This is a genomic window from Pseudomonas sp. BP8, assembly GCF_017875955.1.
GTDB lineage: Bacteria > Pseudomonadota > Gammaproteobacteria > Pseudomonadales > Pseudomonadaceae > Aquipseudomonas.
In genome coordinates this window covers 5,992,677-6,004,477 of the sequence record NZ_JAGINK010000001.1, presented here as the reverse complement: position 1 = coordinate 6,004,477, position 11,801 = coordinate 5,992,677, and the positions used below count along the sequence as shown (strand labels likewise).

At 57.2% G+C, this 11,801-nt stretch carries 11 protein-coding genes and 4 tRNA genes; all 15 read left to right on the top strand.

The window, feature by feature from the left end; genetic code table 11:
- Nucleotides 1-170 precede the first annotated feature (170 nt).
- The 15 genes from birA (at nt 171) to rpoB (ending at nt 11,772) form a co-directional block, all read left to right on the top strand.
- The gene (birA, locus tag J3B00_RS26480; RefSeq protein WP_209874467.1) at nt 171-1,130 is read left to right on the top strand and encodes a bifunctional biotin--[acetyl-CoA-carboxylase] ligase/biotin operon repressor BirA; all 960 of its coding nucleotides are present in this window, start codon (nt 171-173) and stop codon (nt 1,128-1,130) included.
- The gene (locus J3B00_RS26475) at nt 1,120-1,869 is read left to right on the top strand and encodes a pantothenate kinase (protein WP_209874464.1); all 750 of its coding nucleotides are present in this window, start codon (nt 1,120-1,122) and stop codon (nt 1,867-1,869) included. Before birA ends, J3B00_RS26475 begins: the two co-directional genes overlap by 11 nt.
- A gap of 7 nt (nt 1,870-1,876) precedes the next feature.
- Nucleotides 1,877-2,302 carry a hypothetical protein gene (locus J3B00_RS26470; RefSeq protein WP_209874461.1) on the top strand — a complete coding sequence of 142 codons (426 nt, stop codon included), beginning with the start codon at nt 1,877-1,879 and terminating at the stop codon, nt 2,300-2,302.
- A gap of 145 nt (nt 2,303-2,447) precedes the next feature.
- Nucleotides 2,448-2,532: transfer RNA gene (locus J3B00_RS26465), tRNA-Tyr, on the top strand.
- A 22-nt stretch (nt 2,533-2,554) separates the two neighbouring features.
- A tRNA-Gly gene (locus J3B00_RS26460) sits at nt 2,555-2,628 on the top strand.
- 28 nt (nt 2,629-2,656) lie between these two features.
- Nucleotides 2,657-2,732: transfer RNA gene (locus tag J3B00_RS26455), tRNA-Thr, on the top strand.
- Between the two features lie 80 nt (nt 2,733-2,812).
- A complete protein-coding gene (gene tuf / locus J3B00_RS26450) occupies nt 2,813-4,006 on the top strand; it encodes an elongation factor Tu (RefSeq protein WP_038998486.1) in 1,194 nt (397 codons plus the stop codon).
- Nucleotides 4,007-4,061: 55 nt separating this feature from the next.
- A tRNA-Trp gene (locus J3B00_RS26445) sits at nt 4,062-4,137 on the top strand.
- Between the two features lie 44 nt (nt 4,138-4,181).
- On the top strand, nt 4,182-4,550 hold the full coding sequence (gene secE, locus J3B00_RS26440) for a preprotein translocase subunit SecE (protein WP_101322354.1): 369 nt from the start codon (nt 4,182-4,184) through the stop codon (nt 4,548-4,550).
- A 9-nt stretch (nt 4,551-4,559) separates the two neighbouring features.
- Complete coding sequence (gene nusG / locus J3B00_RS26435; protein ID WP_101322353.1) at nt 4,560-5,093, top strand: transcription termination/antitermination protein NusG; 534 nt, start codon at nt 4,560-4,562, stop codon at nt 5,091-5,093.
- Nucleotides 5,094-5,212: 119 nt separating this feature from the next.
- Nucleotides 5,213-5,644, top strand: a complete 432-nt coding sequence (rplK, locus tag J3B00_RS26430) for a 50S ribosomal protein L11 (protein WP_115085065.1) — start codon at nt 5,213-5,215, stop codon at nt 5,642-5,644.
- Nucleotides 5,644-6,339, top strand: a complete 696-nt coding sequence (rplA, locus tag J3B00_RS26425; RefSeq protein ID WP_209874458.1) for a 50S ribosomal protein L1 — start codon at nt 5,644-5,646, stop codon at nt 6,337-6,339. Before rplK ends, rplA begins: the two co-directional genes overlap by 1 nt.
- A gap of 198 nt (nt 6,340-6,537) precedes the next feature.
- Nucleotides 6,538-7,038, top strand: a complete 501-nt coding sequence (gene rplJ, locus J3B00_RS26420; RefSeq protein WP_209874455.1) for a 50S ribosomal protein L10 — start codon at nt 6,538-6,540, stop codon at nt 7,036-7,038.
- Between the two features lie 77 nt (nt 7,039-7,115).
- Nucleotides 7,116-7,481 (top strand): 50S ribosomal protein L7/L12, encoded by a 366-nt coding sequence (gene rplL, locus J3B00_RS26415; RefSeq protein WP_119138212.1) that lies wholly within the window; start codon nt 7,116-7,118, stop codon nt 7,479-7,481.
- Between the two features lie 217 nt (nt 7,482-7,698).
- Complete coding sequence (gene rpoB / locus J3B00_RS26410) at nt 7,699-11,772, top strand: DNA-directed RNA polymerase subunit beta (RefSeq protein ID WP_209874452.1); 4,074 nt, start codon at nt 7,699-7,701, stop codon at nt 11,770-11,772.
- Nucleotides 11,773-11,801 lie beyond the last annotated feature (29 nt).

Here is an 11,801-nt window from a genome sequence, read left to right as displayed (position 1 = left end):
GTCTTTGCACGTTGAAAAATCGGCGGTGAGATGCCTATCCCGGGTACTCCACCCAGACGCTTGCGTGCCACTGCCAGGCTGTCGCCGCATGAGCGCTCAGCATGCCCTTTTCCTATGCAAGCCCTCAGGCCATAGCTATCATTCCAGCCTTATTCCAAGTCGAGACTGGCATGCTGAAGTTGTTGAATCTCCTCAAGGATGGCCGGTTTCATTCCGGACAAGCGCTCGGGGAAGCTCTCGGGGTGAGCCGTAGCGCCGTTTGGAAGCAGCTGCAGCACCTGGAAACCGAATTGAACCTGACCATCCACAAGGTTCGCGGGCGTGGCTACCAGTTGGCGGCGCCGTTGGCGTTGCTTGAGTCACAGGCGATCGCCGGCTATTCAGAAGGCGAAGTCTGGCCGCTGTATATCCATGATGCGATCGATTCGACCAATGCCGAGGCTTTGCGCGGCGTCGCGCAGGGTCGTGCTGCGCCATTCCTGGTACTGGCTGAACGGCAGAGTGCCGGTCGCGGCCGTCGAGGTCGGCAGTGGGTCAGCCCTTTCGCAGAGAACCTCTACTACAGTCTCGTGCTGCGGGTTGAGGGTGGCATGCGCCAGCTGGAGGGCTTGAGCCTGGTGGTCGGCCTGGCTGTCATGCGCGCGCTGCAGGCCTTTGGTGTTAAAGGTGCAGGCTTGAAGTGGCCCAACGACGTGCTGGTCGGCGATCAGAAGATTGCCGGCATCCTGTTGGAGTTGGTCGGCGATCCGGCCGACGTATGTCATGTGGTGCTCGGTATCGGCATCAATGTGAACATGCAGGCGAATGAGCAGGTCGATCAGCTGTGGACCTCGATGAGAAAAGAAGCGGGGCTACCGATTGATCGCAATCAGCTCGTCGCGAGGCTCAATCAGCAGCTGCAGCATGAGCTGGCCCGGCATCGTCGTTATGGTTTCCCGGCCTTCCAGGAAGAATGGGAGCAGGCCCATCTATGGCAGGGGCGCAAAGTGTCGCTGATTGCGGGTAGTAGCCATACCGACGGCGTAGTGCGCGGTGTGGATGGTCAGGGTGGCTTGCGTCTTGAGGTCGAGGGTGTGGAAAAGAGCTTTAGTGGTGGTGAGCTCAGTCTGAGGTTGCGTGATGATTCTTGAGCTCGATTGCGGAAACAGCTTTATCAAGTGGCGGGTGATTCATGCTGCTGACGCGACGATCGTCGGAGGTGGCATCGTCGATTCGGATCAGGCGCTGTTGGCTGCGGTTTCAGCATTGCCTTCCTTGCGCCTGAATGGCTGTCGAATTGTCAGTGTGCGCAGTGAGCAAGAAACTGAAGAGCTCCGGTCTGTCCTGCTCGCAGGCTTCGCCATCCAGGCGTGCATTGCATTGCCCGCGCAGGAAATGGCCGGGGTGCGTAATGGTTACGATGACTATGAACGGCTGGGGATGGATCGCTGGTTGGCTGCCCTGGGGGCATACCACCTGGCCAAAGGGGCATGCCTGGTGATTGATCTGGGCACAGCAGCCAAAGCCGACTTTGTCGCTGCCGATGGTGAGCACCTGGGCGGCTACATCTGTCCGGGCATGCCTCTTATGCGTAGTCAGCTGCGTACGCACACCCGCAGGATCCGCTATGACGACGCTTCCGCCGAGCGCGCCGTGAGCACGCTCGAGCCGGGGCGTTCTACCGTTGAGGCGGTTGAGCGTGGCTGCGTGCTCATGTTGCAAGGCTTTGCCCGAACTCAGATCGAGCAGGCGAGGGCGCTCTGGGGCGATCACTTCACTGTGTTCCTGACCGGGGGGGATGCGCCGTTGGTGCGTGAAGCCGCGCCGCAGGCCCGGATCGTGCCTGACTTGGTGTTTGTTGGCCTGGCCATGGCTTGTCCATTGGATTGAGGTGCCTATGCGTTGGTTGTTTCTGTTGTTGCTGGTGCTCAACGGTGTCTATTACGTCTGGCATCAACAAGAGGCGCCATTGAGGGTGAAAGAAGTGGCGCCGCTTTCTCTTTATAAAGGTAGCCAGCAAGAAATCCGCTTGTTGCGCGAAACGGTTGCCGCTACGCCAGCCAAGCGCCGTGATGAATGCCTGGTGGTGGGTGGTCTGGCTTCCCGCGAGCAGCTCGATGCGCTTCGTCAAAGGCTACTGACCCTGGATATCACGACCCAAATGGTGTCTGGACAGCTCCCAGGTGCCGACGGCCAGTGGCTCAAGGTTGATGCGCAAAGCGAGCGTTTGCTGGACCAAACCGTCCTTGGCAGTCTTTCTAAGGATTTCAAAGACTTAAAACATAAAATTATTTACTGCGGGGGTATTGCAACTGGCGGATAGCTTGATAGAATGGCGCCCGCTTCACAGGGAACACCACTCAGGTGGTTGAACCGGAAGCTGTTGTCAACGCAGCTAACTTCAAGATTTAATTGAAAAAAAAGCTTGACAGCAGGACGGCAAAAGCTGAAAATGCCGCCCACGCTCAGGAGGGGTTCCCGAGCGGCCAAAGGGAGCAGACTGTAAATCTGCCGTCTTCGACTTCGAAGGTTCGAATCCTTCCCCCTCCACCATTTTAGCGAGAGCAGCAAGCTCGCGGGTATAGTTTAGTGGTAGAACCTCAGCCTTCCAAGCTGATGATGCGGGTTCGATTCCCGCTACCCGCTCCAAGTTTGCTGTTATTGCACAATGTGTTTCGCTCTTGTAGCTCAGTTGGTAGAGCACACCCTTGGTAAGGGTGAGGTCAGCGGTTCAAGTCCGCTCAAGAGCTCCATATAACAAGGCAGATATGAAAATATCTGCCTTTGTTTTATCGGTAGTAGTGACTATTTTCTTCTGCGGAGGACTGCATAGATGGCTAAGGAAAAGTTTGATCGTTCCCTACCTCACGTTAACGTTGGCACTATTGGCCACGTCGACCACGGTAAGACCACTCTGACCGCAGCTCTGACTCGCGTCTGCTCGGAAGTCTTCGGTTCCGCAATCGTTGACTTCGACAAGATCGACTCGGCTCCAGAAGAGAAAGCTCGCGGTATCACCATCAACACCGCGCACGTTGAGTACAACTCGACCATTCGTCACTACGCTCACGTTGACTGCCCGGGTCACGCTGACTACGTGAAGAACATGATCACCGGTGCTGCCCAGATGGACGGCGCGATCCTGGTTTGCTCGGCTGCCGATGGCCCGATGCCACAAACCCGTGAGCACATCCTGCTGTCCCGTCAGGTTGGCGTTCCGTACATCGTGGTCTTCCTGAACAAGGCTGACCTGGTAGACGACGCTGAGCTGCTGGAACTGGTCGAGATGGAAGTTCGCGACCTGCTGTCCACCTACGACTTCCCAGGCGACGACACTCCGATCATCATCGGTTCCGCTCGTATGGCCCTGGAAGGCAAAGACGACAACGAAATGGGCACCACTGCCGTTCGTAAACTGGTTGAAACTCTGGATACCTACATCCCTGAGCCAGTGCGTCTGATCGACAAGCCGTTCCTGATGCCAATCGAAGACGTATTCTCGATCTCGGGTCGTGGCACCGTTGTTACCGGTCGTATCGAGCGTGGCATCGTCCGCGTTCAAGACGCCCTGGAAATCGTTGGTCTGCGTGACACCACCACCACCACCTGCACTGGTGTTGAGATGTTCCGCAAGCTGCTGGACGAAGGTCGTGCTGGCGAGAACTGCGGCGTGCTGCTGCGCGGCACCAAGCGTGACGACGTTGAGCGTGGCCAGGTTCTGGTCAAGCCAGGTTCGGTCAAGCCGCACACCAAGTTCGAAGCTGAAGTGTACGTACTGTCGAAAGAAGAAGGCGGTCGTCACACTCCGTTCTTCAAAGGCTACCGTCCACAGTTCTACTTCCGTACCACCGACGTAACTGGCAACTGCGAGCTGCCAGAAGGCGTTGAAATGGTCATGCCAGGCGACAACATCAAAATGGTTGTCACCCTGATCAAGACCATCGCGATGGAAGACGGTCTGCGTTTCGCTATCCGTGAAGGCGGTCGTACCGTCGGCGCTGGTGTTGTAGCGAAAATTATTGAATAAGTAGTTGATTTCATAAGATCAGGTCGGCATAATGGTCGGCCTGGTACAGTGTTAAAGGTCAGTAGCTCAATTGGCAGAGCGACGGTCTCCAAAACCGTAGGTTGGGGGTTCGATTCCCTCCTGACCTGCCATTCACCTCGGTGTGATTGGCTTTCTTCTCACAGGATCCTCCTCAATGACTCCCAAAACTGAAGCCCAAGATTCGCGTTTTGATCTTTTCAAGTGGCTCGCTGTTGTTGCACTGGTAGTCGTTGGTGTCGTGGGTAATCAATATTACTCCGCCTCTCCGATTCTGTATCGCGTACTCGCACTGCTTGCTCTGGCTGCTGCTGCTGGCTTCGTTGCCCTGCAGACCGCGAAGGGTAAGTCGTTCTTTGCGTTGGCGAAGGAAGCTCGTACCGAGATCCGTAAAGTCGTGTGGCCGACCCGCCAGGAAACCATGCAAACCACGCTTATCGTCGTGGTTGTTGTATTGGTTATGGCGCTGCTGTTGTGGGGTCTCGACTCCCTGCTCGGCTGGGCGGTCTCCTTGATTGTTGGCTAAGGGTGTCCCGTGGCTAAGCGTTGGTACGTTGTGCATGCTTACTCGGGTTACGAGAAGCATGTAATGCGCTCTTTGACTGAGCGTGTGAAGCTGGCTGGCATGGAAGACGGTTTCGGCGAGATCTTGGTTCCGACCGAAGAAGTCGTCGAAATGCGCAATGGCCAGAAGCGCAAGAGCGAGCGTAAGTTCTTCCCTGGCTACGTGTTGGTCCAGATGGAAATGAACGAAGGTACTTGGCACCTTGTCAAGGATACCCCTCGTGTAATGGGCTTCATTGGTGGTACTGCAGATAAACCTGCGCCGATCACCGATAAAGAAGCTGAAGCTATCCTGCGTCGCGTTGCCGACGGCAGCGACAAGCCGAAGCCCAAAACGCTCTTTGAGCCAGGTGAAGTGGTTCGCGTCGTTGACGGTCCCTTCGCTGATTTCAACGGTACCGTTGAAGAAGTTAACTACGAAAAGAGCCGGCTCCAAGTGGCGGTGCTCATTTTCGGCCGCTCCACTCCGGTGGAGCTCGAGTTCGGCCAGGTCGAGAAGGTCTAGGCGAACGACGCATCCCATACCCCGCAGCCCTATGTGCTGCGGGGTTTTGTCGTCACTGGGATAAAACGCATGTCATCCGGGGAGCCATCTGGCGTTCGTACCCGATATTGGAGTAGCTCATGGCTAAGAAGATTCAGGCTTACATCAAGCTGCAAGTAAAGGCCGGCCAGGCCAACCCAAGCCCACCCGTTGGTCCAGCACTGGGTCAACACGGTGTGAACATCATGGAATTCTGCAAGGCCTTCAACGCCCGTACTCAGGGTCAAGAAGCCGGCCTGCCGACTCCTGTGATCATCACTGTTTACAGTGACCGTAGCTTCACCTTCGAAACCAAAAGCACCCCTGCTTCGGTTCTGCTGAAGAAAGCAGCTGGCCTGACCAGCGGTTCCGCGCGTCCGAACACCGTCAAGGTGGGTACTGTGACTCGTGCTCAGTTGGAAGAGATCGCCAAGACCAAACAGGCTGATCTGACTGCCGCTGACATGGATGCAGCCGTGCGTACCATCGCCGGTTCTGCTCGCAGCATGGGCCTCAACGTGGAGGGTGTGTAATGGCTAAGCTGACCAAGCGCCAAAAGGCCATTGCTTCGAAACTCGAAGCTGGCAAAATCTACAACTTCGAAGACGCAGCAGTGCTGCTGGCCGAACTGTCCACCGTGAAGTTCAGCGAATCCTTCGACGTTGCCGTCAACCTCGGTGTTGACCCGCGTAAATCCGACCAGGTCGTTCGTAGCGCTACCGTGCTGCCACACGGTACTGGCAAGACCGTACGCGTTGCTGTCTTCACCCAGGGTCCAGCTGCTGAGGCCGCTCTGGCTGCCGGCGCTGACCGTGTAGGCATGGACGACCTGGCTGCCGAGATGAAAGCCGGCGACCTGAACTACGACGTAGTCATCGCATCCCCGGATGCCATGCGCGTTGTTGGTCAGCTGGGTCAGGTTCTGGGTCCTCGCGGCCTGATGCCTAACCCGAAGGTTGGTACCGTAACTCCAGACGTAGCCACCGCGGTTAAAAACGCCAAGGCTGGTCAGGTTCGCTACCGCACCGACAAAAACGGTATCATTCACACTTCCGTTGGCAAGGTTGGCTTCGAAGCCGGCAAGCTGAAGGAAAACGTTGAAGCCCTGATCGCTGATCTGAAGCGTATCAAGCCAGCTTCCTCGAAAGGCATCTACGTCAAGCGCGTTACCCTGAGCACCACTATGGGCCCAGGTCTGGTCATCGACCAGAGCTCGCTGGACGCGTAAGACAATGCCGGCGTGCGTAAGCACGCCAGCAGCAAAAATTGGGGTCCCTGCCTGGCGGGGGCTATCCAAGACCGTAGGCGGCTCAAGCCTTAAACACCCAGCCTACGCAGATGGTGCTCCCGGTTCCTTACCGAATCAGACACCAAAACGACATCCGGCTTCGGCCAGATGAAACGGTAACAAGCAGGAGTTTTACCCGTGGCAATTAAACTCGAAGACAAGAAGGCCATCGTCGCTGAAGTCAACGAGGCTGCCAAAGTCGCTCTGTCCGCTGTCGTGGCTGATGCCCGTGGTGTGACTGTAGGCGCAATGACCGGACTCCGTAAAGAGGCTCGTGAAGCTGGCGTATACGTACGTGTCGTACGTAACACCCTGCTCAAGCGCGCTGTTGCTGACACTGAATTCAGTGTCCTCAACGACGTGTTCACTGGCCCTACCCTGATCGCGTTCTCCAACGAACACCCGGGCGCTGCTGCTCGTCTGTTCAAGGAATTCGCCAAGGGTCAGGACAAGTTCGAGATCAAGGCAGCTGCGTTTGACGGCAAGTTCATTGCAGCGAACGAAATCGACGTGTTGGCTACCCTGCCGACTCGCGACGAAGCCATCGCAAGGCTGATGAGCGTCATTCAAGGCGCTACCAGCAAGCTGGCTCGTACCCTGGCAGCCATTCGCGACCAGAAAGAAGCTACCGCTGCCTAAGGCAACGAAGCACTTTCAAAATCATACGTTTAATTTGATGGCTGCGTAGGCCTTCACCCCAATACAGGATTTAAGTCATGTCCCTGACTAACGAACAAATCATCGAAGCAATCGGCCAGAAAACCGTTCTGGAAGTTGTTGAACTGATCAAAGCAATGGAAGAAACCTTCGGCGTGACCGCCGCTGTTGCCGCTGCTGGCCCAGCTGCTGCTGCTGCCGTTGTTGAAGAGCAGACCGAATTCAACGTCGTTCTGCTGGAAGCTGGCGAAAAGAAAGTCAACGTGATCAAGGCCGTTCGTGAACTGACCGGTCTGGGCCTGAAAGAAGCCAAAGAGAAAGTTGACACCGCTCCTCAGGTCGTTGCTGAAGGCGTTTCGAAAGAAGCTGCTGAAGACGCCAAGAAGAAGCTGGAAGAAGCAGGCGCTAAAGTCGAACTCAAGTAATTTCGACTTTGCGACTCCAGCCGGAGCTTTAGCGTACGGCTGATGGCTGGTGGCTTTTGCCACCGGCCTTTTTCCGTTATTGGCGGCCGACCAGGTCGGCCCCGATAACGTGCAGTAACCACCTAGAGGGTGGAGCAAACCACGGGGTTTGCACGATTTTCTGGCTGCTCCCGCCGGGAGAAGCCAAACAAGCAGGTGACCAAGCTGGGGAACGCTGATGGCTTACTCATACACTGAGAAAAAACGTATCCGCAAGGACTTTAGCAAGTTACCGGACGTGATGGATGTGCCTTATCTCCTGGCCATCCAGCTGGATTCGTATCGCGAATTCCTGCAAGCGGGAGCATCCAAGGATCAGTTCCGCGACGTCGGTCTGCATGCTGCCTTCAAGTCGGTCTTCCCGATCATCAGCTACTCCGGCAATGCTGCCCTGGAGTACGTTGGCTATCGTCTGGGCGAGCCGGCTTTCGACGTCAAGGAGTGCGTCCTGCGCGGCGTGACCTTCGCCGTGCCGCTGCGGGTGAAAGTCCGTCTGATCATCTTCGACAAAGAATCGTCGAACAAAGCGATCAAGGACATCAAAGAGCAAGAAGTCTACATGGGTGAAATCCCCCTGATGACTGAGAACGGTACCTTCGTAATCAACGGTACCGAGCGTGTGATCGTTTCCCAGCTGCACCGTTCGCCGGGTGTGTTCTTCGACCACGACCGTGGCAAGACGCACAGCTCCGGCAAGCTGCTGTACTCGGCTCGTATCATTCCTTACCGCGGTTCCTGGTTGGACTTCGAGTTCGATCCGAAGGACTGCGTATTCGTGCGTATCGACCGTCGCCGCAAACTGCCGGCCTCGGTACTTCTGCGCGCGCTGGGCTACAGCACCGAAGAGGTTCTGAACGCCTTCTACAGCACCAACGTGTTCCACGTGTCGGGCGAATCGCTCAGCCTGGAGCTGGTACCTCAGCGTCTGCGCGGTGAAGTTGCGGTCATGGATATCCATGACGAAAATGGCAAAGTCATCGTCGAGCAGGGCCGTCGTATCACTGCGCGTCACATCAATCAGCTCGAGAAGGCTGGCGTCAAGCAGCTGGACGTGCCGATGGAGTACGTCCTGGGTCGCACCAGCGCCAAGGCTATCGTGCATCCGGCTACCGGCGAGATCCTTGCCGAGTGCAACACCGAGCTGACCACCGAGCTGCTGATCAAGATCGCCAAGGCTCAGGTTGTACGCATCGAGACGCTGTACACCAACGACATCGATTGCGGTCCGTTCATTTCGGACACCCTGAAGATCGACACCACCAGCAACCAACTGGAAGCGCTGGTCGAGATCTACCGCATGATGCGTCCAGGCGAGCCACCGACCAAGGATGCCGCCGAGACCCTGTTCAACAACCTGTTCTTCAGCGCCGAGCGCTACGACCTGTCCGCTGTCGGTCGCATGAAGTTCAACCGTCGTATCGGTCGCTCCGAGATCGAAGGTTCGGGCGTGTTGAGCAAGGAAGACATCGTTGACGTGCTGAAGACCCTGGTCGACATCCGTAACGGTAAAGGCATCGTCGACGACATCGACCACCTGGGTAACCGTCGTGTGCGTTGTGTCGGCGAGATGGCCGAAAACCAGTTCCGGGTTGGCCTGGTACGCGTCGAGCGTGCGGTCAAAGAGCGTCTGTCGATGGCCGAAAGCGAAGGCCTGATGCCGCAAGACCTGATCAACGCCAAGCCGGTTGCGGCGGCGGTGAAAGAGTTCTTCGGTTCCAGCCAGCTCTCGCAGTTCATGGACCAGAACAACCCGCTCTCGGAAATTACCCACAAGCGTCGTGTCTCTGCACTCGGCCCTGGCGGTCTGACCCGTGAGCGCGCTGGCTTTGAAGTCCGTGACGTACACCCGACCCACTACGGCCGTGTGTGCCCGATCGAGACCCCTGAAGGTCCGAACATCGGTCTGATCAACTCCCTGGCAGCCTATGCCCGCACCAACCAGTACGGCTTCCTCGAGAGCCCGTACCGCGTGGTGAAAGAGGGTGTTGTTTCCGACGACATCGTGTTCCTGTCGGCGATCGAAGAAGCTGATCACGTCATCGCTCAGGCTTCGGCCACGATGAACGCCGAGAAGCACCTGATCGACGAGCTGGTTGCTGTTCGTCACCTGAACGAATTCACCGTCAAGGCGCCGGAAGACGTCACCTTGATGGACGTTTCGCCGAAGCAGGTTGTGTCGGTTGCAGCGTCGCTGATTCCGTTCCTCGAGCACGACGACGCCAACCGTGCGTTGATGGGTTCGAACATGCAGCGTCAGGCTGTACCCACCCTGCGTGCCGACAAGCCGCTGGTAGGTACCGGCATGGAGCGCAACGTTGCCCGTGACTCCGGCGTCTGCGTCGTGGCTCGTCGTGGCGGCGTGATCGACTCGGTCGATGCCAGCCGTATCGTGGTCCGTGTTGCCGATGACGAAGTAGAAACCGGTGAAGCCGGTGTCGACATCTACAACCTGACCAAATACACCCGTTCCAACCAGAACACCTGCATCAACCAGCGTCCGCTGGTGAGCAAGGGTGATGTGGTTCAGCGTCACGACATCATGGCCGACGGTCCGTCCACCGACATGGGTGAACTGGCGCTGGGTCAGAACATGCGCATCGCGTTCATGGCGTGGAACGGCTTCAACTTCGAAGACTCCATCTGTCTGTCGGAGCGTGTGGTCCAGGAAGATCGCTTCACCACCATCCACATTCAGGAACTGACCTGTGTGGCGCGTGACACCAAGCTTGGCCCAGAGGAAATCACCGCAGACATCCCGAACGTGGGTGAAGCTGCGCTGAACAAGCTGGACGAAGCCGGTATCGTCTACGTGGGTGCTGAAGTCGGCGCTGGCGACATTCTGGTTGGTAAGGTCACTCCCAAAGGCGAGACCCAGCTGACTCCAGAAGAGAAGCTGCTGCGCGCAATCTTTGGTGAAAAAGCCAGCGACGTTAAAGACACCTCCCTGCGCGTGCCGACCGGCACCAAAGGTACTGTCATCGACGTCCAGGTCTTCACCCGTGATGGCGTAGAGCGCGACAGCCGTGCCCTGGCCATCGAGAAGATGCAGCTGGACGAGATCCGCAAGGACCTCAACGAAGAGTTCCGCATCGTCGAAGGTGCAACCTTCGAACGTCTGCGTTCTGCCCTGAACGGCCAAGTGGTCGACGGTGGCGCGGGCCTGAAAAAAGGCACCGTGGTCAGCGACGAAGTACTGGACGGTCTGGAGCACGGCCAGTGGTTCAAACTGCGCATGGCCGAAGACGCGCTGAACGATCAGCTGGAAAAGGCCCAGGCCTACATCGTTGATCGCCGCCGTCTGCTCGACGACAAGTTCGAAGACAAGAAGCGCAAGCTGCAGCAGGGCGATGACCTGGCTCCGGGCGTACTGAAGATCGTCAAGGTCTACCTGGCTATCCGCCGCCGCATCCAGCCGGGCGACAAGATGGCTGGTCGTCACGGTAACAAAGGTGTGGTCTCGGTGATCATGCCGGTCGAAGACATGCCGCACGACGCCAACGGTACGCCGGTCGACGTCGTACTGAACCCGTTGGGCGTACCTTCGCGTATGAACGTCGGTCAGATCCTTGAAACCCACCTGGGCCTCGCGGCCAAAGGTCTGGGCGAGAAGATCGATCGCATGATCGAAGAGCAGCGCAAAGCCGCTGAACTGCGCAGCTTCCTGACCGAGATCTACAACGAGATCGGCGGTCGTCAGGAAAGCCTGGAAGAGTTCACCGACGCAGAGATCATCGCCCTGGCGAACAACCTGAAGAAAGGCGTGCCTATGGCTACTCCGGTCTTCGACGGTGCCAAGGAAAGCGAGATCAAGGCCATGCTGAAACTGGCAGACATGCCAGAAAGCGGTCAGATGGTGCTGTTCGACGGCCGTACCGGCAACAAGTTCGAGCGTCCGGTGACCGTTGGTTACATGTACATGCTCAAGCTGAACCACTTGGTGGACGACAAGATGCACGCGCGTTCCACTGGTTCGTACAGCCTGGTTACCCAGCAGCCGCTGGGTGGTAAGGCGCAGTTCGGTGGTCAGCGTTTCGGGGAGATGGAGGTGTGGGCGCTGGAAGCATACGGCGCGGCATACACCCTGCAAGAAATGCTCACAGTGAAGTCGGACGACGTGAACGGCCGTACCAAGATGTACAAGAACATCGTGGATGGCGATCACCGTATGGAGCCGGGCATGCCCGAGTCCTTCAACGTGTTGATCAAAGAGATCCGTTCGCTCGGTATCGACATCGATCTGGAAACCGAATAACACGTGACGCGAAGGGGGGCGGGGCTGTA